General features: G+C 62.0%; 15 protein-coding genes and 2 pseudogenes. 11 read left to right on the top strand and 6 right to left on the bottom strand.

What is annotated here, in order from left to right; genetic code table 11:
- The first annotated feature begins 376 nt into the window (after window positions 1–376).
- The 4 genes from GV161_RS04085 to GV161_RS04070 all read left to right on the top strand — a co-directional run bounded on the left by GV161_RS04085 (window position 377) and on the right by GV161_RS04070 (window position 5,868).
- A complete protein-coding gene (locus GV161_RS04085; RefSeq protein WP_152013808.1) occupies window positions 377–1,894 on the top strand; it encodes a hypothetical protein in 1,518 nt (505 codons plus the stop codon).
- Between the two features lie 319 nt (window positions 1,895–2,213).
- Window positions 2,214–3,407, top strand: a complete 1,194-nt coding sequence (locus tag GV161_RS04080; protein WP_159650135.1) for a dsDNA nuclease domain-containing protein — start codon at window positions 2,214–2,216, stop codon at window positions 3,405–3,407.
- The gene (locus tag GV161_RS04075) at window positions 3,404–3,961 is read left to right on the top strand and encodes a hypothetical protein (protein WP_152013806.1); all 558 of its coding nucleotides are present in this window, start codon (window positions 3,404–3,406) and stop codon (window positions 3,959–3,961) included. Before GV161_RS04080 ends, GV161_RS04075 begins: the two co-directional genes overlap by 4 nt.
- Window positions 3,958–5,868 (top strand): hypothetical protein, encoded by a 1,911-nt coding sequence (locus tag GV161_RS04070; RefSeq protein ID WP_152013805.1) that lies wholly within the window; start codon window positions 3,958–3,960, stop codon window positions 5,866–5,868. Before GV161_RS04075 ends, GV161_RS04070 begins: the two co-directional genes overlap by 4 nt.
- 261 nt (window positions 5,869–6,129) lie before the next feature.
- Here GV161_RS04070 and GV161_RS04065 read toward each other — a convergent pair whose 3' ends face one another.
- Both GV161_RS04065 and GV161_RS31080 read right to left on the bottom strand, forming a co-directional pair.
- Complete coding sequence (locus tag GV161_RS04065) at window positions 6,130–7,968, bottom strand: hypothetical protein (protein WP_152013804.1); 1,839 nt, start codon at window positions 7,966–7,968, stop codon at window positions 6,130–6,132.
- A 180-nt stretch (window positions 7,969–8,148) separates the two neighbouring features.
- Window positions 8,149–8,521 (bottom strand): annotated as a pseudogene (locus GV161_RS31080) (DDE-type integrase/transposase/recombinase); the annotation flags it as partial.
- 65 nt (window positions 8,522–8,586) lie between these two features.
- Here GV161_RS31080 and GV161_RS31075 point away from each other — a divergent pair.
- Together GV161_RS31075 and GV161_RS04050 are read left to right on the top strand one after the other, a co-directional pair.
- Window positions 8,587–10,398: a hypothetical protein gene (locus GV161_RS31075; RefSeq protein ID WP_244623994.1), complete on the top strand. Its 1,812-nt coding sequence runs from the start codon at window positions 8,587–8,589 to the stop codon at window positions 10,396–10,398.
- A gap of 165 nt (window positions 10,399–10,563) precedes the next feature.
- Window positions 10,564–15,855, top strand: a complete 5,292-nt coding sequence (locus GV161_RS04050; RefSeq protein ID WP_152013803.1) for an ATP-binding protein — start codon at window positions 10,564–10,566, stop codon at window positions 15,853–15,855.
- Window positions 15,856–15,981: 126 nt separating this feature from the next.
- Here GV161_RS04050 and GV161_RS30890 read toward each other — a convergent pair.
- Window positions 15,982–16,218: pseudogene (locus GV161_RS30890) on the bottom strand (LysR substrate-binding domain-containing protein); the annotation flags it as partial.
- 211 nt (window positions 16,219–16,429) lie between these two features.
- Here GV161_RS30890 and GV161_RS04040 point away from each other — a divergent pair.
- Window positions 16,430–16,870, top strand: a complete 441-nt coding sequence (locus GV161_RS04040) for a hypothetical protein (protein WP_193219525.1) — start codon at window positions 16,430–16,432, stop codon at window positions 16,868–16,870.
- Between the two features lie 468 nt (window positions 16,871–17,338).
- On the opposite strand, the gene GV161_RS04035 is transcribed toward GV161_RS04040, so the two are convergent.
- Window positions 17,339–18,265 carry a phosphotransferase gene (locus tag GV161_RS04035; protein ID WP_152013801.1) on the bottom strand — a complete coding sequence of 309 codons (927 nt, stop codon included), beginning with the start codon at window positions 18,263–18,265 and terminating at the stop codon, window positions 17,339–17,341.
- Window positions 18,266–19,073: 808 nt separating this feature from the next.
- Here GV161_RS04035 and GV161_RS04025 point away from each other — a divergent pair.
- The 4 genes from GV161_RS04025 (at window position 19,074) to GV161_RS04010 (ending at window position 23,663) form a co-directional block, all read left to right on the top strand.
- Complete coding sequence (locus GV161_RS04025) at window positions 19,074–19,994, top strand: hypothetical protein (RefSeq protein WP_152013799.1); 921 nt, start codon at window positions 19,074–19,076, stop codon at window positions 19,992–19,994.
- A 208-nt stretch (window positions 19,995–20,202) separates the two neighbouring features.
- Complete coding sequence (locus tag GV161_RS04020) at window positions 20,203–21,216, top strand: glycosyltransferase (RefSeq protein ID WP_159650132.1); 1,014 nt, start codon at window positions 20,203–20,205, stop codon at window positions 21,214–21,216.
- A 481-nt stretch (window positions 21,217–21,697) separates the two neighbouring features.
- The coding region (locus GV161_RS04015) for an autotransporter domain-containing protein (protein ID WP_210253490.1) at window positions 21,698–23,320 on the top strand (1,623 nt) is incomplete at its 5' end.
- A 97-nt stretch (window positions 23,321–23,417) separates the two neighbouring features.
- A complete protein-coding gene (locus GV161_RS04010) occupies window positions 23,418–23,663 on the top strand; it encodes a hypothetical protein (RefSeq protein ID WP_152011742.1) in 246 nt (81 codons plus the stop codon).
- An 85-nt stretch (window positions 23,664–23,748) separates the two neighbouring features.
- On the opposite strand, the gene GV161_RS04005 is transcribed toward GV161_RS04010, so the two are convergent.
- Both GV161_RS04005 and GV161_RS04000 read right to left on the bottom strand, forming a co-directional pair.
- The gene (locus GV161_RS04005) at window positions 23,749–24,711 is read right to left on the bottom strand and encodes a DUF4432 family protein (RefSeq protein WP_152011743.1); all 963 of its coding nucleotides are present in this window, start codon (window positions 24,709–24,711) and stop codon (window positions 23,749–23,751) included.
- A 2-nt stretch (window positions 24,712–24,713) separates the two neighbouring features.
- Window positions 24,714–26,240 (bottom strand): sulfatase, encoded by a 1,527-nt coding sequence (locus GV161_RS04000; protein WP_152011744.1) that lies wholly within the window; start codon window positions 26,238–26,240, stop codon window positions 24,714–24,716.
- Window positions 26,241–26,263 lie beyond the last annotated feature (23 nt).

Here is a 26,263-nt window from a genome sequence, read left to right as displayed (position 1 = left end):
GGGCGGGACCTTCGGAACGCAAGCTTCCGGGCGCATCGAAGCTTCGCGTTTCGACGAGTGAGATATGCCTAAGCGGTAGCAGCGTTCGACAGCTTGGTGACGCGAGCGGGCGGGAGGCTAAGTGACGTCTCTTCTCAACCGGTTGGAAACGCTCTATAAAAATGCGACGCACTACTGGCTTCTTGAACGGAGCGCCGGTGGGTAGTCGTGTTAATAAATTGCGCAGTGTGACAGGCTCCTCAAGATGGCCTTTTCGGTCGCATCCTTTCTTCGAAATCATGGCCCAACACGGGCCTCGACGATTGCGGCGGCGCTGCAAGCTGAAGGACTATCAGCTGAGGCGGCCCGGCAGCGCGTCTCGAGGACGTCAGCGCCAGTGCGGCGCTTCCCCATTCCCCTGCTGCCGAAGCGGGAGGGCTACCTTTATCTCGATGGCCAACGCAACACCGAGCAGTTCTGGGAGCACCTCCTTAGGGATCTACGGGCAACAGGATCGGTCTATGGCGCGGCGATAGACGGCATGCTGGCCCGGGGCGGCACGATCCTCGCTGAGGACTTTCCAACCATCAGCGGCGCACCCGCCAGGCCCCAGAAGAAGCAGCTTGCAGCCGACCTCGTGCTGAAGCGGTTGCAGGCGGCGGGCGCCGTCTCGGCCATCCACGATCCCGACGTCGGAGACCTGTTGATTGCTCGGGGCTTCACCGAGCGCACCGGAAAGGCGCCACTGAAAGCGCGCCGATTGGCCGAGGTTGTTCTGCTCGATGGCGTGCGCGAGTGGGCGCGCAAAATGGGGATGGCGTCATACAACTCGATCACCATCCGCGGGGAAGATGCGCACCAGCTCGTCGGCGCCTTCGCCTTCGACCTCGGCGGACCAAGCTTCCTTCTGCCCCTTCAAGGGCCGGCCGGTAAGAATGGCTTCGTCGTGGCCGATGTCTTCGCCGATGGCACCCTGACGCCGCCGCAGCTCCAGTTCTTCATCCGCAAAGCTGGGATGTTGAAAGCCAGCCTTCCGGACATCGGGGTGCTGTCGATCCTGGTCGCCGATAGTTTCAGCGGTCCTGCGCTAACAGCGGGGCACGCCGCTGGCATCATGCTGGCCACGCCGAAGGATCTGTTCGGCCAGCGGGTCGGCAGCGCTATGCGCACTCTGCTGGAGACCCTTCGCAACGCGGCGGGCTACGCGTCGACGAGCCCAGACCGGCTGGTCTACCTTCTCGACAACCTAGTCGATATCGAAGGGCGTGCTGGCAATCTGCGCGGCATCCTCTTCGAGCTGGTCGCCGGCTACTTAGCGCGCCGCGACGCTGTCTCGATCGACATCGGCGTCGTCGCGACCGATCCGGAAACCGGGCGCAAGGTGGAGATCGATGTGCAGAAGGTGACGGCGCAGGCTGCCGCCGTCACTGCGATCGAATGCAAGGGCAAGGGACCAGGCGGGATTGTTGGCGCCGAGGAGGTCCGCCGGTGGCTTGCCAAAATCCCGACCATCAAGGCTCACTATCGCAGTCACCGTTATTTCTGCGAAGCCGAAGTCAACTTCGAACTCTGGACGTCTGGCACATTCGACCCCGAGGCCCTGACCCTACTTGAGGCGGAGAAAGCCCGCAGGACGCGCACCCCGATCGGGTGGCGGGACGGGGCCAGCGTGCTTGAGATGGCCGCGACGGCGAAAGAAAAAGCGGTCGCAGACGCGTTGTTCCAGCATTATCTGAAGCACCCGCTTTCCGAGGTCGTCGTGCAGATCAACGGCGAAGCGGTTCCGGGCGCGACCGAAGGCATCGCCCCGGAGATGAGGGGCTATTTCAGCTACGCCAGTGTCAACTCAAGGGCGGCCGAAAGCCAGGCTGCGCCGCCGCCCGCACCTCAGCCGCTAGCCTTGCCGGCGCCCTAGTCAGTAGCCATGGCCTCGACCCTGCGAAATCTGATCCAGCGCTACCTCCATGGGATGACCCACGCGGTGCTGGACGTGGAGCCGAGGCGTTTGGCCAATCTGGAAATTCCGAACGTGGAAGGATTGTCGAAAACCAGCGGATCGACTTGGCCTTGGACGACTTGTCGGAGACGAAGCTGGCGCAGCTCGGCCTGACCTAGATGGCGGCAGCAGCGATTGATGAATTTCGGTTCAATGTCTTGGCAGACTACATCCACGGGTTGTAGCGTTGGTCTCGCATCGGAATGCGATCCAGGGTGTGATTCAACGAGGGGAATCGTTGAGAAGCGACGACGCAGGCTTGGCTGAATCTGCCGCGGAATTTCCGTCAGTTGATGACGTGAAGCCGGCCGAGGAAGGGGGCCCCACCGCCCGGATAGGATTCAGCTATCAAGACGAGGTCGCCGTCGGCCTCGTGCTAGAGATGCTCGCTAAGCCCAGTATCACCAAGATCCACTGCGAGACACACGACGACATGATCGTTGTGTCCATCGAGGACAATCCTGAAGACGGGACCCCCCTCTTCATTGCCGAATATGTGCAAATAAAAGGGGGTGGCGCTGAGACACTCTACTCGGTCGCCAACCTTTGCTCGCGAGAGGACAAGAAGCCCGGGAGCTCGCTTTACGAGACCTCGCTCGGGCGTGATCGCCATCGAGAAGCTTCGCGATTTCGGCTGATTACAAACCGGCCCGTCAAGAGCGAGCTCGAAATTCTCACCTATCCTCTAGGGGCACCTGGCCGAGAGGTGGACGGGGAGCGATTCAGAGCCCTCTTGGACGACATTGGCGGTCGAATGCCGGGTGTCACCTCTGCCAAGGGAAACGCGGGCAAGTATTGGTGTAGCAACTGCCTGTGGGAGGTTCGCGCCGAGGTCCACAACGTACGCGACGCGAATCTACGCTCCATCCTCCAGCTCGCCCACAATGACGGTTGGAAGATCGTCTACGAACAGGCTGAAGAGCTGCTGACCGAGTTGTTGGCTCGGATGAAGGCGGCTGGCGAAGCGCGCTGGGAGCCCGATCGAGCGAAAAAGATCATCCTTCGGCGGGAGCTCGTGGCGTGGTGGAACCGCCGACGCCAAGAACTCATCGAAGGTGTCTCCAATACGGCGGGAGGAAAGCTCTCGACGAAGCTGAGCGACATAGGCTCGGAAGACAGCCAGATCGCTATGGCGGTCGATTTACGGCGTCGATACGGCGCGGCCGTGCGAACGTCGCGTTACATGGAAGACGGTCAGCTCGAGCGACTGCAGCTGCTGGTCCAATCCAAAATGGCCACCCTTCGCAGTGCGTATGTTGCAGGCGAAATCGACCCGTCAGGTCAGGCGTTTCACGCTCTTTGCTTGAAGGAGATCGATCAGATCGCCCAAAACGAGATTGTCGACGGAACGGATGCGGCCGGCTTTCTGAAAGGCTGCATGTACGACATCGCCGATCGGTGCCTGCACCGCTTTAGTCGGCCGATCCGATGAGGTCGCTAAACCGACTCGGTACACGCCCGGCCAGCCTGCCGCTCGCGGCCGACGACATCGTTGAATTTCACGCGGCGCGGCTTCTGCTGTTGACCCTTCTGTGCGGCGTTAGCGGCCGCATCGAGGGCCTCACGAAGATGGCGAAGCTGGATTTTTTCTCTCGTTACCCGGAGTTCTTCGAGGCCGCAGCTCAAACGCAGGCGAAACCAGTGCCCTCTCACGAGCCTTCTGCAGCCGTCGAGTCCGCCATGGTCCGTCACCACTACGGCCCTTGGGACAAACGATACTACCACGTCCTCGCCCACCTAGAGGCGAAGCAACTTATCAAGATCACGAAGGTCAAGAAGACCTACGTCATTGCGTTGACCGAAATAGGTAAAGAGCGAGCTCAGCGTATCGCTGAAAAGCCTTCCTTCCAGCCGCTGGCCGCCAGGATGCGCGAGATCAAAAAGGTTTTCGGACTACGCACCGGAAGCTCGTTGAAAAACATGATCTACAACATGTTCGACTCTGAAGTTAGCCGCCGACCTCTGGGCGAGATAATCGAGAAATGACTGGGCACTATCTCTCCGTTGGCCGAGTTGAACGACGGCTCTGGACCGGCAACACGGAGGCGATCGCCTTCGAGCCGGGCGTCAATCTTCTGATCGGACGCCCAAACACAGGGAAAACCCAGTGGCTCAAGATCATCGACTTCCTGCTGGGTGATCCGGATCCGTTCGAAAGCCGTTTCGACGAAGTCTTATCCGAGAAATACGAGGCCGCCGCAGCCGAGTTTCTCATCGGTTCAGAGAAACTGGTCGTGGAACGCCGTTGGCGCGAAGCCGGCATGAAGACCAAGGCCATCGTCGATGGAGAGGTAATCGACGCCGTTGAATTCCAGCATAGGCTGATGGCCAAGCTCGGGATTCCCGTCCTTCACTATCCAAAGGGCAACCCCCAGTCCGGCCAGACGTGGCCGGAGCTGAGTTTTCGGTCCCTGCTTCGCCACATTCATCGGCGGCAAGGGTTCTGGTCTGACTTAGCCGACAAACAACCCGAAGGTGAGCAGCACGCCTGCCTGCTTCAGTTCGGCGGGATTGCCGAGCTCATCTATTCCGACGAGTACGGAGATCTGATCGAGCTCACACTGGAAGCCCGGCGGCTCACGGCTCGGCTCGAACAATACAACTGGACTCTCGATGCTCTCGCTCGCGACCTGCTCGACGAGAATGATCCGATCAGGGCGGGCGTTACAAAGGCCGCTATCGAAGCTGGTGACAAAGAGGTCACAAACCAAATTCTTGAATTGCGAGCCAAGCGGATCGCAGTGATCGATGAGGCTTCCCAGGGTGTCGCCAGCGCCCAATCCTCACGCGTGGCTCACCTCAGCGCCGAGCGCGCGCGGCTCCTAGTGGAGCGTGAGACAAGCGAAAGGCATGGACGAGAGACTGCCGATCGTCTGGCCGACATGCTGCGATATCGGGCTGATTTGACGGAGGAGCTCACGCGTCTCGCGAGAGCACACGATGCCGGCGAGCTTCTCGCCGATCTGCGGATCACGCACTGCCCCGCGTGCGACCAAGTGCTCAAGGCACGCGAGAGAAGTGCCGACCACTGCCACCTTTGCCATCAGCACCTTCCCGATGAGCCTGAGATGTCCGAATTGGGAGACGCTCGGTTGCTCTTCGAGCAGGAGCGCCTGCAAGGCGAGGTCAAAGAAGCCTCCGACCTTGTCGGTCTGCTAAACCGGGATCTTGAGATCCAAAGGAAGGGTTGGACACGGCGCAAGGAAGAGCTTCGCCAGATCGAGAATGAACTCGAACCAGCCCGCGCGGCCGTCTCAGCGCTGATTCAAGAGAACGTCAGTGGTATCGATGTCGAGCTCGGCCGCCTGAGCGAACGCCAGCGCCAAATCACGCGGTTGAAGACCGCGCTAAAATCAGGTGAGGATCTGAAGGCGCAGGTTGATGCGATCCAAAAAAGGATCGAGCCGCTTCAGGAGATCGTCGACACCATCCTGCAGTCGGTCGACTTCCAAGCCCCCGCAGACTGGCTTGCGGAAGGGATGAATGCCTATCTGACACGGATCGAACAGCTCAAGCCGGGCGCCTGGAGTCACAGTCCTGTCAACATCACTTTCAACAGGCGCTCGTTCGAATTCCGCGTCGGGAAAAGGCGTTGGTCGGCCGCGCTCGGGGGAAGCGATACTCTGTATTTTTTGATGGCTTACCACTACGGGCTTCTAAGCCTCAGCGACAAACCGGGCATGCACTATCCGGGAATCTCGGTGATCGACTTACCTGGCGACTTTCTCGGAGAGTCGGTGGAGGACAAGGAAAATTTCATCGTTAAGCCCTTCATCGAGCTTCTGTCTCGCGAGAGCTTCGAAGGAGCCCAGGTGATCATCACAGGTGCCGCCTTCGACGGTTTGACCTCGGTTCGACGCCAGACTTTGCACGAAGTCTTCAAGGGCCAGTAGCGATCTTTCCAATCCGTGCAGTTTATGAAAGGCGCGAAAAGCCGCTGCTCGATAGCAGTCCTGCCTGGTGCTCTAAGTTAGAACGGCATCCCAATCCGTTGGCTCAGCCGCTTCGACAGGAGCCGACGATGCGATCGCGGCCACGACAACGAGGCGCAAGGGAAGCTCGCCCGGCTGATACAGGGGGCGTCGGCTTGGCAAGCGGGTAGTATCAGCAGCTGCCGGTGTTGATTGACATGGAAACTCTGCGCCGAACTACGATCACGCCCGCTTCCTCCTGAAGCCCGCAAGATCCACCTTGGGGTCGATAAGTTTTAGACACACATCGCGCGTAGTTTCATCAATAATGTAGTCTTCCGGACGTGCTTGTAGGCGAGGGTGGTAGCCGCGGATCCAGAGTCCAGCCTTTACCTCGCCTAATTTCGTGCGAGCGAAACTGACAACATCATCGAAAGCTGCGCCCTTTTTCTGCTCTTGTGCCCTGGCCAGCTCGAATTCACGGATGCGCTGGCTAAGGAGCCGGTTAACGCCGACGTAGTCGTCATCGCTGATCGCCGCGACCTCCCGGGGAATTCGGCCGCCCAGATCTCGGTGCGGGGCGTTGAACCACCCGTCGGCCTCTCCACCCAATCCCTGCCAGGCTTCCGATTTCAGCCGGCCGACACGGCTATCGGCTGCTGCCTGCTCCTTCTGCGCCTTGGCCAGCTCGCGCGCGGCGCGCTCCAGGGCCTTACGTTCCATTTGGCGGTGGAGCTCGCCAGTCAGCGGCAGCCCCATCAGATCCATATCTGGCTCGGGGCGGCTCTGGATTTGCCATCGAAGATTCACCAAGTCGCCGCGGAACGATCGCCACGGCATGTCGTCGAGATGGAGGGCCTTCTTCGGCGAAAAATCGCGACCGGGCATGATCTGATCGGCCCATGCTCTGATGTCGAATGCCTCTGTCTCCCCGGGAGGAAGGTCCTTCAACGCATCTAGAACGCACGATTCGAGGTCATCGAACCGCTTGGCGGGGCGCTCTCGAAGCTCGCGCGCCTTTTCAACCACCTTTCTCAGCCCTGGCGAAGCGCGCCATCCATCGCCGTCTCCCGTGGCCGTGAGGACCCCGCTGGCGTCGAGAAACTTCAGATATTCACGAACCGCGTATATGGCGATCTGGAAATCTGCGGCTTTTCGCCGGGCCACGTCGATGACCTCGCGGCTGAGCTCCCTGAAGTACGCATCGACCCAGCCCTGATCCTCGGTCATGAAGTAGGTCTCGGCGAGGCCAAACTCCGGATATCCCGCCCCGAGAAACATCTGCAGGACTGCGGCCTGCCACTGCGCAAGAGGCACGGTAAAGCAGCCCGACCCCCTGACTTCGGTATCGATGTAGTCGTCTAGCCCATCGCCGCGGATTGCCTTCTCCGCCTTCCCGGAGCCAGGCACCTTGGCGGGTCGTCGATGCTGGTATTTGCTGACGACGTCGGAGGCAGCCTTGTCGATGGCCTTCGCTCTGTCGTGGGCACGCTTACGGGCCCGCTGGCGCGCCTCACCGTCCAACGGATTGTGGAGCCAGCTCCGTTCGGCTTTGAACAGGATGATGTCGGCGAGCTCGCCAAGCTTCATATGCCGAAAGGGCGACAGGTTGATCTCGATCGCTCCGATGTTGAGCCTTTTAATTTCGGCGATCTTCTCGGGCCCGCATGCGTGGGTGACCTTGAATTCAACGATGAGTGGCCGCCCTCGCTTCACCAGCAAGACGTCCGGGATGACCGCACCCGTCTTCCTTTCTAGAATGGCCTTATCGAATTTGCGGATGCCGGCGGGCACCACAACCTCTTCTTCGCCAGCTTCCGTCACCTTCCGCGGAGGGAGCATGAATTCAAGATGTTGGTCGACGACTTCCTTGGCGAACTTGTGCAGGGCAGTTTCGCCTGCCGATGTGCAGGTGAGGCCTGCTACGCCGTGATGGGCGAAGTGAGCGGCCCGCTTATCATCTTTCGTCCTTGCGACCATTCGGCGATCGCAGCCCGGGCAGATGCAATTGCAGGCCAGGCCCCTCGGCACGTCACGAATCGAAACGAGCCTGCCGTGTTCGTCAACGGCGACGATGGACATCCCATTCCGCCCACAATCGAAAAGCGCGTCGAGCGAGATGTCCAAAACGCTCGATTTTTTTATCGGCTCAGCCATTAAGCGAGGCGACCATAGGTCAGATCGCGGCGCAAGGCCCTACGATCCGCCAAACCGTTACTGCTGACATTGGCCTGCTGCCAGTTCTGGCGACGCTCAGTTGAGCTATTCCACCTTCTTTTCGAACTCGGCCGGGCTGAGATAGCCGATGGTCGAGTGCCTGCGGATGGTGTTGTAGAACCGCTCGATGTAGTCGAACACATCCGCTAAGGCGGCGTCGGGGGGCGGTAGACCTTGCCCCTAATCCGCTCGGTTTTCAGGGATAAGGAGAAGCTCTCCATCGCGGCATTGTCGAACAGGTGACGCCGCTCTGGGCTAGCAGCTCCTGGAAGTGCTGGCTGGTGCATTGGCTGCCCTGATCGGAGCGATGCATCTGGGCGCCCGGCTTGCCGCGGCGGCATATCACCATGATAAGCGCGTCGGTGACGAGTCCCGCCGTCATCTCAGCCTTCATCGACCAGCCGACGACAGAGCGCGAGGTTTGATGCCGCGTCCAGATTGTGCATCCTCGTGTACAGACAGCAACGTCTGTCGGGGGGAGAGATGATCGAACACCTGCAGGCGGGAAAGACCGCCAACTTTTTCGCGCTCAGCGAGCCACTAACGGACGGTGATATCGAGGCGCTGTTCGATCAGCTCCGAGCGGGCCAGCCCACCGCTCAGGCAAACCTGTTCCGCCATCGCCGCGAGGTCTCAGGGGCATCGATTTGGTCGGCGATCTCGTTCCTCTACGAGCAATCGCCATCATTTCTCCCCGAACAGGCCCACGTGCGTGAGCTGGCCTGCGGCTTCCTTATGGTGGTCGAGCATCGTGGGCACGTCGCTGTGTTCAAATCCCGTCTCGACCTGCCGCCCCAGTTCAAGCGTCTGCATTTGAGGCGCGTCCCCGTCAGCCGGGTCGATCTAGCCGTCGCGCGCCACGATGCGATCTTCGAGAAGATAAGATTGCGGAACATGTCGGTGTCGAAACTGGCCATGCGCACGAAAACGCTGGAGGCCGACGACCTTCGCAATACGGTTGGCCCCGCAGCGTCGAGCCGCTATGTGCCTCAGGCATATACCGTACGCACCGGCGTCGGGCACTATTCCGCGACACCGAGCACGGGCAGGATCGCCCAGCGCTCCGACCGCGTCGGGCACGAACACCTCATAGAATATGCCGCAGCGGTGATCGACAGCCTGCTCGCAGGCGCCGGGGCACCGGCACCTTTCATCGATACCTTCGCCCGGGCAATCGATCTCGCTGCCATTGGCAATGTCGCCCTGTCCTCATTCGCGGTCGACGTCGCCGGACTTGCCGAGGACATTCACGAACATGAGCAGGTTCGGCTCGTGCGTATGGTCGATGGAGCCGCGACGCCGCTGACGGCCGTGGAGACTGCCGCTGTCCTCGCGGAACTGAACGTCGTCTTCGAGGTACACGGCTTGGACAGGGCACGGGAAATTCGTGACGACGCCGGCGCACGCAGGGGTGCCGTCGCAGTCAATAAGGATCGCATCGCGCTTCGCGACCTGCAACTTCCGCTCGCCGCAAGCGTGGAGGTCGAGCGGACGGCTCATCCGATTGGTCAGGATCCCGATCGCATCTCACTCCGCAAGCACATCGACCGCGAGAACCGTTTTATCGTCCTCTTCGAAGACGTCTCGTTAGCTTATATCGACGGCACGCTCTATCGCGACGGCGGCCTGACCCAAGGCGGCACCGAACTCCTGCGATATCTGCGTCCGGATGCGGCGTTAGCAGGGGTAACTAGCGAAAAGGGCCGATTCGCCGCCAATCGTGCCGCCTTCCAGGCGACGTCCACGTTCGGGGTCGTGGTGGACCGCGTATCCCTCGGCGACGACGTGCTGGTTTGCGACGACCTAGGCGACGAGTGGGCGGACTTCATCGGCCTGAACAACACCAGCACCCCACCCCGCATCACCTTCTACCATGCGAAGCATGGCGCTCTTTCCCTTGGCGCTTCACCGTTCCATGTCTCCGTGGGCCAGGCCATGAAGAACCTGGGCCGCATGGCGCTGCCCGTCGACGCGATGCCCGCCAAGATAGCTACGTGGCAACAGACATATTCGAACGAGAATGTAAGAAGCGCCATCCCCAGGACCCTACGCGGCAACGCGAACCGCCTCCTTGCCGACTTCGAGGCCGCGCGCCTGGCGCCGGACGCGATCCGTCGCGTCGTGATCGTGACATCGTCCCTTAGCTTTGGCGCGGTGCAAGGGGCCCTTGCGGAAATAGCGGCGGGTGGCCGCAGGCCAGACCCGTATTTCGTACAGCTGTATTGGCTCCTCATGTCATTCTTCAGCGCCTGCGCCGAAGTGAATGCGCACGGGTACATGGTCTGCCGGGAGTAGGGGGCCGCAGAGCCACACGGGGCGTGAGCTTAAGTCAGCTATTGTCGCAAGATAAGCGGTATTCTTCGCGACATAGCATCTTGAAGCTGTGGCATAGGTTTCTTCTTGGCCGCTAACATAGATTTAGCCCGGGGCGACCGGAAATCAGGGGGCGAGTGACACTGCGTGGCCGTGGAATTAGACCATCACGCCTATATCGAGCGCATTCTGGATCGAGAGTTACGACTCACACTGGTCGGCGTGGAACTCGGCTCCGCGCGCGACGACGCAATGCGCGAGCTGACAAACACAGCCGCCAGCCTCTACGACGGGCGCATCCTGCGGGAGTTGATCCAAAACGCCTACGACGGTTCAGGTCGCGACATGGCGCGCATCCTCGTTAGGCTCGATCTGACGGTGGGCGACCACGGCGTGCTCTACGTTGCCAATAGTGGGCAAGGCTTCACCACTCAGGACGTCGACTCGATCGTTAACCCCGCTCAGAGCCGTAAGCGGCCCGGAAATGCGATTGGCCACAAGGGATTGGGCTTCCGCAGTGTTGAGCTGGTGAGCGCGGATCCGCAGATCTTCTCCATGGCCATTGGCGGGAGGATCGGCGCCTCGCAATTCGACGGCTATTGCTTCGGCTTCGCGTCTGAACGACATCAGAGGGAGCGGCTCGGGCTGTTGACCGACAGTGCCTTGATCGATCAAGCCGTCGGCAAGGCTCACGCGCTTCAGCTGCCGCGTCCCCTGCGCGACCAGCCACTGGACGTCCAGGCCTATGCAATGGAGGGCTTCGCGACTCTGGTTCGTCTGCCGCTACGCACCGCGCGCGCCGCAGAGCAGCTGGGCGAAGAGTGCCGCGCCCTTTTCGACGAACGGGCGCCGCTTCCACTGTTCCTCACTCGCCTAGCCGAGCTCACGATCGAGAGCGTAACCGCCCAAGGCATCGAGCGACGGATCCTCCAGCGGCGGCGGCGCCCAGCTCGGCGCCTGCCGAACGGCGGCGGCGTGGAATTGTCGGAGATCGAAGTCGACGAGCGCGCCTATCTCCTCGCGACACGCGCCGTGGATCGAAGGCGTTTCCAGAAGGCCGTCGAGCGCGCGATCGCCGAACAACACCGGGTCGAGAAGTGGCGCGACTGGCAAGGCGAGCCCTTGATAAGCGTGGCTATACCGCTCAGTAGTGACGTCGGCATGGGTCGGTATTATGCCTTCCTGCCGATGGAGGCGGTGACGCCTTTTCACGGCTACGTCGATGCGCCATTCTTCCCGGACCCGGATCGCAAGGACCTATCGTTCGCGAATCCGTTGAACGACATGCTGCTCGACGCCGTTGCCGAGCTTTGCATCGACACGACCAAGCTGTTCGCGGCCGCGAACGAGGTGCGCTCGGACCTGGTGCATGCGGCGGTCGACGCCGTCGCCTGGAGCGGGTGGCGCGAGCGGCTCCTCGCTGTCTATGGGCGGCGGGGCGAGGATCTCGGCGCCTTTCCGTTGCCGATCATGCGCTTGGCGACCTCGGACGCCCGGTGGAGCCGGTTCGACGAGGTGTTCGATTGGCAGGACGAGCAGCACAAGATCCTGAAAGGCGTCACGCTCGCCAAGGCGAATGACCTTCCGCTCTTAAGGCGCAACATGGGCCGGCGTCGGGTCGAGGCGCTCAGAGCGCTAGCCGAGGACGCCGACTACCCGCTGGAGCCTTGGCCCGAGAAGCTCGCGGAATGGATTCCGGCGATCGCGGCCGATCTCGCGCGGCGCCGCAAGGCGACGCGGCAGGAGTGGGAGGACTTCTACGCCGACCTCGCCGCGTTGACGGACACCCTGCCTCACCTCAAGGGCGCGCCGATCTTCCGCGACGAAGATGGGAAGCTCGCGCCTGCAGACGGCGGAGCCGGAGGCGGGCGCATCTACATCCATCCCGACGCGGACATCGGCGGAGGCAAGCGCCGGAGGCTGACCGACGCTAAGCTCTTTCCGCCCCGCAGCCTGCTGAAGGACGTGAGGTTCGCCGACCCCGGGCTCACATGGCCCACCCGTGTTACCAACGCGTTGGTCGCCGCCGGCCTAGCCAGTCAGTTCAGCCTCGTCCATGTTTTGGGCAACATCGGGAAGCTGCTCGGAGCGCGTCCCCGAGCCCGAGACCTGACGTCCGCCCTGACGTGGGCCTTCGGCGCTTGGAAGAACCACAGGACGGCGGAGGTGGAGGCGGCGTTGAGGTCAGCGGGGCTCCGCGTGCCCACGGGCAGCGGTGTTCATGCCGCCGCCAACGCCACCTACTTTTCCGCCGCCTGGCGTGACACGCAGGGCGATCTCCTCTCGGAATATGTCGCCGCCGCCGGCCCAGTTTCGAGGCTCGTAGCCAACCTCGAAAAGTCGCTGCTGCCCCCGTGGGACGTGTGGTCGGCGCGGATGGGCGGGACCAGCGCGGACCGGATCGCGTTCCTCCGTGTGGCGGGTGTTCGAGACGGACTCTTCCCGGTCAAGTACACCGTCGTGCGTCTCGAGGCTTGGCAATGGGCGCAGCTCCGACGGGGCGAGCTGCCTGCGCAGCAGATCGAAATGACGGTAGGGCCATACTGGCGCAAGGCGCTCTTCGATGCGCCGCGGCTGAACTATCAGAGCCGGCCCTATACCTTCACGGACTCCTGGTTCCTGCCGGGCCAGGGGTTCTACGATCGCTTCACGCCTGCTGCACGGCACAGCTTCGCGCGGCTGGTGGTCCGCTATCTGCAAGACGCGCCCGAAGCCCACTTTCAGGCCCATCTTCAACGTCAGGGCGGCAATTCTGACTTGGTTCGCTGGTCAACGCCGCTCGCTGCGTTTCTGCGGCAGGCCCCTTGGCTGCCGCTAGCCGGGTCCGACGAGTTCGATGGCGTGGCTCCGAACGCTTGCTGGTATGCGCCGAGGTCCGAGCTGCCGCGCTTCGTGCGCCGCTTGGACCGAACGATCCGGGATCAGCTCGACGCCACTCCCGATCTACGCCAAATAATGACCGCGCGACTAGGCCTGCAGATCTGGACCAACGTGGACACTGCGGACCGGCGGATCGTTGCGCTCGGTGATATCTGGCGGGCCGGCATCCCCGACGCGGAACACGACAGCTTCCGCAAGGCTTATCGCGAGGCCTGGGAACACTGGCTTCAGCGGCCGGAACCGAAGAGCCTGCCAGGGCGACTGCCGCTGGTGGTCGAGGTAAGCGGCCGCCTGACCACCTTGCCGCTCGATCGCACGGATCCAGATCGACCGACGGTCTATGTGGGCGACGGCGCCTGGCCGGTTCTGGAGCAGCTTCTGACCGCGCTCGGCCGCGCGGTCTTGAGCGCCCCGCCGAGCCAAGCCGAGGCGTGCGCGACGAGTCTGAGAAGAACGCTCGGCGGCAAAGTCGAAGTCGTCCGCCACGACCTTCTGGAGGTCAAGGTCGATGGTCGCACCTTCTCGCCCGCTTCGGGCGGTGAACTGCTCGTCGGTGACGATCGGGAATGGCTCGTCGAGCTCGCGGTCCTGATCGCCGAACTGGGCGCGCCCCTCACCAACCGCGTGACGCCTCGCTCCCGCCAGCTCCTCATGGACGGAATGCGGCGGACACGGCTCCATTTCGTCGGCGAAGTGCATGTATCCGTAGGCGGCAGCGAGGGCGCGCTCCCCGAGGAGCTCGACGGCATCCTGCCCGCGCCGGACGACGAAAACCCAGCTATTATCGTCCGCGGCCCAGAGCAGGTCGATTGGCAACTCATGGCACGGATCTCGGGCGCCCTAGCTCTGGCGTTGAACCGGCCGAGCCTGATCGATCATATCCGCCTTGTCTTTTATGCTCTGGAGCGTGAGGCGAGCGCTAAGGGATTGGCGTTCGCAATGCCGGATGATTCGACACTGGCTGCTGCCCTCGGAAAGCCGATCGCTCGCATCCGAGAGGTCCTCCGCTCTCTTCGTTCGACGAGCGCCCGGCTGCTCGAACTGCTGACGCCAGCCGTGCAGGCGATGCATGGTTCGGACATGGCAGACCGCCTACGCCAGAGCGCCGACCGGCTGCTGGAGGAGGGTGACGTCCTGACGCTGCTGATCGGTGGCGGCCTCGGCGCAGCGCGGGCCCAAAATCTGATTGATCTTTGCCGCGAAGCTGACAGCCTCAACGATCTGCGCCGGCGGCTCGGCCTCGATCTCCCGACTTTCAATGCCGTATTGACCGCTCTCGGACCGCCTTGGCGTCCGCTCGGCTTCGCTGATCGTCTGGCGAAAGCGTTCGGTCTGCGTTTGGAAGAGAGGCGGATCGAGCTGGAGCAACGCGTCCGCGATGCCTGGCTCGATCGCTTCGACGCGGGGGAAAGCCTCGCCGACTACCGGATGCAGATTATGCTGCCGGATATCGTTATGCCGCAGGCTTGGATTGCCACCTACGACGAGGCCAACGAGGGGCTCATCGACAGCGCGATCGACGCGCAGATGGCGAACCTGACCAAAAGCGACAAGCCTAGCGTCGCGATCGATCGGGTGCGCGCCACCAACAGAGCTCTTCTCAACGCGAACCTGGACTTCGTCCGTCAGCGATTGCGCGCCTGGGCCGGCAAGGACAGCGTGACCCGGAAGCTTTCGACGACTTGGACCTCCCCGGCCGAGCTTATTATACGCGCTGCTATGGGGTCCGGCTGTCTAGATTTCCGCCTGCTCGATCTGCAGACCCTACCCAAGGCGCTCGCGGTAGGCGATCTGTGGCCGTCCGGTGCGGCGACCAGTCTCGAGCTCGAAGCATTGGGGCTATCGGCGGACGACTTGGAAGCGGAGCGGAAGCAGGAGCAGGCGGCTCTCGAGCGCGCTCAACGCGCCAAGCGCAGTATCGTCTTTGGCGAGGTCGAGGTGGACGGCGGCGCGGAAGCACCGCTCCAAGCCGTGGCGCAAGCGTTTGGAGATGCGTTCGACAAGTCTTCGTTTCGCGCCCGCTCGGGACCGGCCAAGCTCGAACGCTTCACTCCGGAAGCGCGGCCGCCACGGGATCGGAAGGGCGGGCCTGGGGGGCGACGCGGCGACGATCCGACTTATCTCAGCGAGGAGCAGCGGACTCTGCTGGGTTTCGCGGGTGAGTTGGCGGCTTACCGCTATCTCCAGCTGACCCAGCGGGGGTTCGCGGACGAGCATTGGCTATCGTCCATGGGGAGACGCTATCTCGGTCTGCCCGCCACCCAGGATGACGACGGCTTCGACTTCCGAATCCCCAGATCGCGCGGAGCTGTGCATTTCGAGGTAAAGGCTCACACGGGTGATCCCGGCTATGTGGATCTGGAGAGGTCGCAGATCACGGCGGCGGCCTCCATGGCCGGAGAGAGCGGCCCCCAGTGGCGCATACTCTACGTCACCCATGTACGCCTGCCTGCGCTCGTGACCGTTTACGAACTACCCAATCCCTTCTCGCCATCCAGCGCAGCCTTCTATCGAGAACAGCAGCGCCACGGGTCAAGGCTCGTGATTAAGCGAGCTTAGAACTCGGCTCCATCATTGGCTGTTGCGGGCCGTTGAGGCCTTCTCTACGGCGTGGACGGAAGGTCCGCTCCTTGGCGTCCCGCCAATGTCAGCTTGTGGCGCGCAGCTGCAGACATGGAGGCCGGCTCAACCCGGAGCGACAGTTGTCTGAGGACGCGTTTCGCAGCGGGCTGAAAACAGACGCTCCCCGACAAAATCGACGAAGCCCCTGACCTTCGGCGAGAGGTTGCGGTTGGAGGGCCAGATCAAGCTGAAATGGCCGGGAGCATCGATCCGGTCGTCGAGCAGGGTGCGAAGCTGACCCTTCGCGAGGGGATCGCGCACCAGGAAGTCCGGCATGCAGCCGATGCCGAGCCCGGCGATGAGCGAGATTGCGGCCGGCAGGCTGATGATCGCACTCTCTGCGCCGCTGCTAGTTCTGCCGATCGCCGCCGGTCTGCTGACGCGTTGGTTTGCACCAGCGACGATCTGCGGCGTGGGCCTGCTGATCTGCGCCGCTGGCCTGTTCTGGCTGAGCCGAATCCCTCTCGGGGGCGAGACAATGGGCGTCGCTCTGCCAATGGCATTGATCGGCGTGGGCATCAGCCTACCCTGGGGGCTGATGGATGGGCTCGCTGTCAGCGTCGTGCCCAAGGAGCGCGCCGGCATGGCGACCGGCATCTTCAGCACGACACGCGTGGCTGGCGAAGGTGTGGCGCTCGCTGTGGTCAGCGCCGTGCTGTCCGCCCTGACGGCGGGGCATCTCGCTGCTGGCGGAGCGTCGGCGCAGGCAGGCCTGGTCGCCCAGCGGCTCGTCACCGGCGATGTCGAGAGCGCTGCGGCCGCTGTGCTGCAGATGAGCCATGCTGCGCTTGTCCAGAGCTATGGCGAGGCATTCGCGACGTTGCTCCTGATGCTTTGCGCCATCACAATCATCACCGCTGTCGTGGTCTTTGCCTTCCTCGGGCGCAGAGAGGAACCGGGAACCGAGCGATTGGTGGGGACAGAAGAGCGCCTATGCACATCGGAAGCCTGACTCGGCTGGCTCCGCCGCGGCGTGTATGGGCCGCGCGCGGCCGGAAAAGGCGGCAGATGCAATCGAGCGGAGCGCGACAGCCCAACCGGCCGAAAGAGTAGGCACCGATCATCACATCCAGTGTCCGCTTCTGGGCTAAGTCCCAATGTCGGCTTGTGGCGCAGGGCTGATGGATAGCGGTCAAAAACTCGACGGCCACCTCCGGGCGCAAGCCGAAGTTGGGTTTCTACACAGAAACGGGCATTCGGATCCGTTTCACGGCAGCTGTCCAGCTAAACCCGCGGTCTGCTCCGATGGGGCATGCGGCGCGCCTGAGCGGTGGCCGCAGACTGAGGGGGCGAAAATTGGCTGGGCGCGGCGAACCGGACATTCGAGCTTGCGCCCATCTCGGCTTGAGGAGCTCCGCGCTCCTGTCGAAAGGGCACGTGCCGGACCGACGCGCTGATTCCGGTACGATCAGGTAATCTATCAGACCCCGGCGCGCCTCAGAAAGGCTGCTACTGTCTCCCTTAGCTCCTCCGGCTCCGCGCTGTTCGCCCGGCAGATTTTGAACGAGAGCGCGCGACCATAGTGGAGCAGTGACATCAGCTTTAGGCGCTCGCGCTCTTGCTCAGGGGGGACTGCCCAGGCTAGCACACGGTCCACGACATCCTCCCCTAGCTCCCAGAAGCACAAAAAATCGAACGAACGATCCCCCATTTCACAATCGCCAAAATCCAGAACAGAAAGTGTTCCCTTCTGAGTGTCATAAAGAATATGATCTGTCGTTAAATCCCCGTGAATAAGATTAGTTATGATCCATTCTTCTTCACTGTATTTTTTAATGAAAGCTTCAAATTTCTTTGCAAAAACTTCGCCAAGAAAATTATTTACAATATAAGCGTGCGACGAAACATACCTTTTGCCGAATTTAATAATGTGATTGCCATTCTCTCCCGGCAAAAAACAATGAGGGATCTGTGCGTGAATGAATTGGAGGAAGAGTCCGATTAGACTTTCTATTCGCTCCCGCTCTGGGCCTGTACAGCTTCGAAAAAAGAACCCGGTCACGGGAGTTCCGGAAAGGAGCGGATACCCGCCGTACGACGAGTCAGACGCTCTATGTTGGTATTTCGGTATTAGAATTGGGCAGTCGCGAGCAAGCGTATCCAGCAGACGCATCTCTAGCTGAAACCGCTGCGCGCGCCTCACAGTCCGCGGGAACCTGAAGGCGACGATATCCGAACCGACGAGGACGCGATGATCCCGTCCCCCCTCGACCAAGCGCCAGCGAAGCCCCTGGAATTGCGGGAAATCTCGCTCGACCTCGTACACTAGCTCCTCGACCGAAGCAGATGCTCTTCTGTGGACATGACTGGCAAAAGATGACGAGGGTGTTGCCAGGTGAGCCTGCATTGCTACCGTGTGCCTGCCTTAGCGGAAACGCCTGTGGGTTTGAGGGCAACATGGAAGCCAAAATTGCTGCAGAAGAGCAAGACACATTTGAGGCTCGCGGCTACACTCGCGCATTCACCTGCCTGACTCCATCACACTGTCGCGAGATCGCTGAGAGCTACCGTCGATCTCGGAACTTGTTTGCCTGGCCCGAAGGTTCTCCAAGTCATCTGCCGGAGCGGGCTCTCAGCGAGCGGCCCTGGTTCAAGAGTATGCATAGCGTTCTACCTTGTGTCGCAGAGGCCGCCAGATGTCCTGAGGTTGTGCGGCGTGTCCGCGAAGCAATTGGACCGGAGGTTGTGCTTTGGGGGGGCACTATAACGGAGCGACAGCCGGGTCAGGCGCATAGATGGCACGTCGATGTTGAGCTATCCGTGTGCGACGGTGTGACCGCATTTATAGGGATCGAAAACATGGAGCCAAGCTCAAGCTTGAATGTCGTTCCTGGTTCCCACAAGCTTGAGCCCTCCTTACTAATGGCATGGAAAAACAGTGGCTGCATCGGACACGAAGGCGTTGAGTACGCGCCATTGAATATTCCTCTTTTAACCGGGGAGGGCTTCCTCTTCCATGGACGTCTCTGGCATGGCTCATTGAACTCGTCAGATAAGAGTCGACTGGCCTTGGTATTGCAGTATTCTTCCAAAGGGGCGAACCCGCGCATCCCATTAAACTGGGATGAGCCTATCCGCTGGGCTGCCTCACCCCCTCCGTGCTTAGATATCACGGATTAATAGGGCTCACTGAAGTCCGTTGAGGGTCGCTGATAATGAAGATCTGCGCGATTACGACTTATTACAATCCAGCAGGTTATATCAGCAGGCGGAAGAACTACACCGAGTTTCGGAAACGGCTTTCGATTCCACTTGTCACCGTTGAATTAGCGAACAACGTCTTCGAGCTTGGAAGGATGGACGCGGATATCTTACTCCAGGTCCGCAGCCCGTCCGTTCTGTGGCACAAGGAGCGTTTGCTTAACATTGCCCTTGATAACGTGCCGACGGGAACGGAAGCTGTCGCTTGGATCGACTGTGACACTTTCTTCGAGGATGATGGTTGGATTCAAGATCTACAGCGAGCTCTTGTGTGTGCTGACCTAGTTCAGCTCTTCAGCAAGATGTACGATGTCACCCCGGATGGAAAGGGCGGCATGGCTCGCATGAAACCGGGCGCCTCGGGCAGAGGAATCGCATATCTGGTGTCGTCAAATCTACTTGATAGCGGCGACTTCCAACCTGAAGAAGGCGCGGCCATGCGAAAAGGCCTGTTCGGGCTTGCCTGGGCAGCCCCGTTAGAGCTCATGTTGCGCCATCGATTCTACGACACAATGATCTGTGGAAGTGGAGACCGAGCTCTTGCCTGCGCCGCTTGGGGCCGGTTCTCTGAGGCCGCGTCCACGGCTTTCATGACAACAAAGCGCGAATTGCACTACCGAAGCTGGGGGCAACCCTTCTTTGGAGAGGTTGGAGGGCGGGTAGGTTACTTAGAGCGTCCACTCTATCACATCTGGCATGGGGAGATCGCGAACAGGAAGTACTTGGAAAGGCATAAGCGGATCGCAGAGATAGGCTTTGATCCCGAAGATGACCTAAAGCCAGGGTCTTCTGGAGAATGGTGTCTGCGCGATCCAGACGGCCCCTTATCGCACTTCCTAAAGTCTTACTTCGCCGGCAGGCAAGAAGATGGTTGAGAGATCTCACGTACACGTTATCACCCAACAGTATGGCGATGAAGGTGGCCTCGCTAGCTGGACCTCTCGCTTTGTCGCGATGATGAGTGATTTCGTTGGACAAGTTTCTGTTTATGTCTGGGGCAAAGGTAGCCGGCTTACGACTGGATCAGCCAGTCTTAGCAGTCGGGCTGATCTATTCGATATGGAGGCGGAGAGGCACCTTTGGATGCTCCCTATCGAGCAGTCGGGAATGCCTAGCTTCAAGGTGAATAACGAACTTCTGCGATACACCGCGCTGGGTATCTCGACAAAACTGACCGCGGCGAGAGATAGAAGCCCGCACCAGGACCATGTCCTGCTTTCGAATTTCATGCTGGGTTCCGGATTTATCGGGGCGACCATCTCAGAGGATCTATCAGTGCCACATGTCGCGATCGCCGCTGGCACCGACATTAACCGTGGATTGTATGTTCCGTCCGAGCGATCCACATTAGAGTACGTGCTGCAAAACGCGTCTGTTGCTGTCGCATTGAACGAAACCCACCGGCGACAGCTGAGCCGCCTTGGACAGCTAGAGAGCGTAGTCTGCATGCGCCCCTCGGTTGAAAAAGAAGCAATGAGGCTGCATTGGGCCCGGGACCGTGAGAGGTCGATTATTTCCCTGTTTTCTGACTGCGGTTATTCCAGCAAAAAAGGCACGCACGCGCTCTCGCGCGCGGTCGACATCCTTCGATCTCGCGGACACAAGATCCTACTTACGATTTGCGGCGGCGTCGAAGAAGCTGAAAAAAAATTTTGGCAAGGGTGGAAGGCAGAAAGATATCGGGCAGGCATGAATGAGTTCCTCGGCTTTATCCCAAAAGATCGAGTTTGGGAGCTCATGGCAACCTGTGACTGGTATTGTTCTGCGAGTTTGGGGGAGGGGTGTTCGAACGCGCGTACGACAGCAATGTGTATTGGAGTTCCTATGGTGACCACCAATACGGGCGAGATTGTGGATCTGGTAACAGCCGGAAATGATCATATATTCGTGGTCCAACCCGGTAATTTCGAAGATCTCCTTTCGGGTCTTGAGAGAGCATGCCGCGCAACCGTCTCGGATGAGATCTATGTTAAGGAGGATTTCGTCGCTAACATCCGCTCTTGTTTCGACTCGGATCGCGAGGCTCTCAAATGGAAGGAGATCTTGCAGGCTGCTTTCGCAAAGCCAAGCGATAAGCTTCCGCGAGCAGGCATATAGGCCATCTCCGCCACCGAGATAGCGCATCACTAGGTCAGAGAATTCACATTAGCTGCGATGCATGAGGGTCTTGGCGACGGCTCAGACTGCTTGCATCCATACTCGGCGCAACCGCGCGATCTCGCCCGTTGCATGCGGCGTCATCGGCATGGTAACCTTCAGTTTCTTCGCCTGCGCCGAAGGGGCGGTGCATGCCGGAAAGATAATGCATGTGATCTTCGACGATCACCCGCTTCAAAAGCCCCCCAAGTCGCACGCCTAATCTCGCGTGACCTGAGACCCTTTTCTCCTCCGGTCTGAGGGAGAGTCCTGAGTTTCTGATCCGAGACCAGATGCTGGATCGCCGGACGGTAGAGTTTCCGGCCTTTGATCACGGCGGCGGGCTGGGTGTCCCGCCGGGATTTTGCAGCAGGATCGGTGGCTTGTTGCCGATGACCCCGTGCGGCCGATCCTCGTTGTAGTAGCTGAGCCAAGCCTCCANAGCTCCGGCTTCTCCGGTTCGAGCACGGTCTCCGCCGGCACGCTCATCGTCAACGGCGCGCTCGGCGGCGGGCTCGCGGTCGAGGCCGGCGCCCGGCTGCAGGGCAGCGGCACCGTCGGTTCGACCACGATCCAGGCGGGCGCGACGATCGCACCGGGCAACTCGATCGGAACAATCACCGTCGCCGGCGACATCACCTTCGCACAAGGCTCGACCTATGAAGTCGAGGTCAGCCCGGACGGCAGTGCAAGCGACCTGATCCGCGCCAGCGGCAAGGCGCGGCTGTCCGGTGGCTCGGTGCTCCATCTCGGCGAGGACGGCACCTATTGGGCCAATCAGCGCTACACCATCCTGACGGCGAGCCAAGGGGTCGAAGGCCGCTTCGACGAGGTCAGCTCGCGCTATCTCTTCCTCGATCCGTCGCTGGACTACGGCGCCGACAGCGTCACGCTGACCCTGCTGCGGAACGATCTGGCGTTCGCCGCGATCGCCCGGACGCGCAACCAGGCGCAGACGGCGCTCGGCCTGGAGAGCCTCGGCGAGGCCAACCCGCTCTGGCTCAGCTTCACGCAACTGCGCGACGAAAGCGAGGCCCGGCAGGCCTATGACAGCCTGTCGGGCGAGATCCATGCTTCGGCCAAGACGGTGCTGATCGAAGGCAGCCAGATGATGCGCGGGGCCGTATCCGACCGGATCCGCGCCGCCTTCGACGGGATCGGCGCGCCGCGCATCGCGACCCTGGCCTATGCCTCGGGCAAGGGGGCGATGGACAAGGGGGCGATCTCGGCCGCGCCGGCGGAGAGCCTGGCGCTCTGGGCGCGCGGCTTCGGCTCCTGGGGCCAGTCGCGCGGCGACGGCAATGCCGCCTCGCTGACGCGCTCGAGCAATGGGCTCGCCGCGGGCTTCGACATCGCGGCGGCGCAGGAGGCCAGGATCGGCATCGCCGCCGGCTATTCGCGTTCGCGGTTCGAGGTGGCGCGGCGGCTGTCGCGCGGCGAGGCCGACAGCTACCATATCGGTCTCTATGGCGGCGCCCGCTTCGACCGCTTGCGCCTGACCGGCGCCGTCAGCCATGCCTGGCACGAACTGTCGACGCGGCGCAGCGTCTCCTTCCCCGGCCTCAGTGAGCAGCTTTCGTCCAGGCATGAGGCGCGCAGCATCCAGGCCTTCGGCGAGATCGCCTATCGCTTCGATCTCGGGCCGGCGGCGTTCGAGCCCTTCGCCAATCTCGCTTATGTCAACCTGCGCAGCGATGCCTTCGCCGAGACCGGCGGCGTCGCCGCGCTCTTTGCCCGGGCGCAGACGAGCGCCGTCGCCTTCGCCACGCTCGGCCTGCGCGCGCAGATGCGCTTCGACCTCGGCAGCCTGCCGGCGCGGCTCGACACCACGCTCGGCTGGCGGCGCGCCGCCGGCGACATCACGCCGCTGTCGCTGCAGGGCTTTGCCGGCGGCGCGCCCTTCGCGATCGCCGGCGTTCCGATCGCACGCGACGCACTCGTCCTCGGCGCCGGCCTCACGCTAACCGTCGCCCCAGGCGCCGAACTCGCCCTCGCCTATGACGCACAGATCGCCTCGCGCGCCACCGACCACACGCTCAACGCAAGACTCGATATCAGATTCTGAGCTGTCGCCGGATAGTCATCGTCAATAAGTGACTCGTATTCCAGCGATTTGGCCGCTAGCGTAGTGGTTGTGAGTTGCGTAGCGATGAGGTGGTGTCATGCCGAACGCCGACGCCTTGATGATCTCGTCTTATGAAGAGCGGAAGGCTGCTGTGCTGCGAGCTGCACAGCTGATCTCATCCGCGAGAGGCTCTGACGGCGAGCGAGAATTCGAGCTTCTGACCGAGGCCATCGCGGAGTTCGACATCCGCCAGGAAGCACTCGGCTACATCGAGATCCCGCCGGCTTTCATGCAGTTCCTGTCCCATGGGCATCAGAACCGGACGTCGAGCAGCCGTCGCTGAGACGAAGAAGGCTGTTCGGCTGGCAGGGCGCTGACGGTCTGGAAAGCGCGACGGTACCGACGGCCTGCGACGGTCATCGGATGCGTCACGCAGCCCCGAGAGGACCGCTGCTTCTCCGGCAATCGGCCACGTCGATGTCGATCTCGAACACGCAGCTGCCACCCGGCTTGAGCACGGGAGACGGGGCGTTGCGGCCGTCATCGAGGCGCCCGATCGAGCAGGGTTCGATCGACATCACGCCGGCGCCCGGCCGCAAATCGCGCCAGAGCTGCAACCAGGGCAGTTCGACGGTGTTCCAGTGAAAGGCGATGGTCGCCGCCTGGCCGCTTACGCTGCAGTTCGCTTGCGCGCTCGTCGCAGGGTGCAGCGACGCTGGTGTCACGGCGTCCTCGGGTGCGGAGAGCGGACCCGCCAAGCATTCGCCGTCGAGCTCGATCGTGCTGCCGCCCGCGATCATCGGATAGCCGAGATTGAAATGGTAGAGCGCCATGATCGGGGCGGGCTCGGCGCCGATCACCGTCACCTGGTCGCGAAGGCTGAGCGAGCTGCCGCCGATCGGCGCCTCGATCCGCCGCCGCAGGCGATAGCCGAAGCCGCCATGGGCCCAGCAGAGCGCCTCGCCCTCGCAGAACAGCATCGGCGCGCTAGCCTCCCAGTCCTCGCCATAGGCGATCAGCCGTGCCGGCGTGAACGGGGCCGAGCCGTGCAGGGGACGCCCATCCGCCGGCTGGCGGATATGGTCGAAGCCGCAGGTGTTGAGGAAGCCGCCGAAGGCGGTGCTGAAGCGCCGCTCCCGGCCGGCCGGACCGGTATCCGGCCGGCGCAAGCCGGCGGGGCTCTGCCAGCCGAGCTGGACGCCGCGCCAGGACAGGGTCGCGATGTCCATCAGCCGCCCGACAGTCACCCAGAAATCGAGCCCGCCGCCGGTCGAGAAGGCCAGGGTCTCGATACCGGCCTCAGGCCCTTCTGCGAGGACGATGCGGCGCACGCTGGCGAACTGCCGGGGATCGGCGGCGAGATGGCGCGGGAAGGTCGCCGGCTTGCGCATCGTTAGTCGGCCGCATCCGGGGCGAAGTCGATGCGGGTGAAGGCCTCCGGCGGCGCGCCATTGGCCACCATCAGGCGTCGCATCAGCGCAGTGAGCCGCGCCTCGGTGGCAGGATCGTTCAAGGGGGCTTCCTGTCCTGGATCGGTCGCGAGGTCGTAGAGGCGCGTCTCGGATTCCAGCAGCCCGCCCGGGCCGTAGTTGTTGTACATCGGCGAGCGCTCGATCACCGGCACTTTCAGCAGGTTCGCGCCCTTGGTGAAGCCGAGCGGCGGCGAGATCGTCGCGCCCGCCAGCTCCTCCGTGGAGAATGGCGAGAAGATGTGCGTCGGCATCAGCGTGTATTGGTAGAGTTCCTGCTTCGACAGGTCCTCCGGGAAGCGGTGATAGGTGTAGCGCCCGTCGGCGACATTCACCGCTCCGCCGAAATAGCCGAAGAGCACGCCGTCGCGCAGCGCAGTGCCGTCGGCCATGCGGCAGAGCGAGAGGCCCTCGTTTTCGGCCGGCGGGGTGGCGCCGAACAGGTCGAGGAAGGTCGGCGCGAGGTCGATCGACTGGGTCAGCGCCTGCGAGCGCGTGCCGTCGCGTTCGGGATGGCGGGGATCGTGCAGGAAGAGCGGGATATGGGCGACCTCCTCATAGAGGTTCATCCGGTTCTTGGCCCAGAAATCATGCTCGCCGAGCAGGAAGCCGTGGTCGGTGGTGACGACGAGGGCGGTGTCCTTCCACATGTCGTTGGCGTCGAACCAGTCGAGCAGCTTCCCGAGCAGGTCGTCACACATCGCCACGACCGCGTAATAGTTGGCGCGAAGCTCCTCGCATTCCGCCGGCAACTCGTCGACACGGCCATAGCGCGGCCAGTCGCGGATCGGGCCGTTCCAGCCGGTGTCGAAGGCCTCCTTGAAGCGGGCAGGGGCGGTGAAGGGCTCGTGCGGGTCGAAGGTCTCGATCTGCAGCAGCCAGTTGTCGGCGTCCTTGTTGCGCTCGAGGAAGTCGAAACCCTCGGCGAAGCAGCGCACCGAGGGGAAATCCTCCTCGGCCTTGATGAACTCGCGGTTGATGATGTTCTGGCCGAAATAGCTGCGGCGGGCGTCGCTGAACTGGCGCGCATGGTATTTCTCGCGCAGCCGCTCCCAATGCGGCTGCACCATCGCCTTCCAGCGATCGCCCTCCTGTCCGCGCACGAACTCGTAGGAATCATAGCGGTTGTGGTAGGTCGCCCCGCCATCCTCCCAATAGTGGAAGTGGTCGGTGATCAGGTGGCTGTAGGTCCCGGTCTCCTTGTGCAGGATCTCAGGAAAAGCGTTGTCGAAGGGTTCGAGCGGACCCCAGCTGCGGTGCAGGAAGGTGAGCCGTCCGGTCAGCATGTCGCGCCGTGCCGGCATGCAGGGCAGGCTGCCGACATAATGCTGGTCGAAGCTCACCGACCGGCGCGCCAGCCTGTCGAAATTCGGCGTCGGCACGCGCTTGCCGCCATAGCAGCCGAGCATGTGGCGGTTCAGCGAATCGAAGAGGACGAATACGGCCTTCACAGTGGTCTCCCGGCTCGGCTTCG

This window comes from Bosea sp. 29B, assembly GCF_902506165.1.
Classification (GTDB): Bacteria; Pseudomonadota; Alphaproteobacteria; order Rhizobiales; family Beijerinckiaceae; genus Allobosea.
Note: the sequence above shows the minus strand (reverse complement) of the source record. Positions and strands in the feature narration are given on the sequence as shown.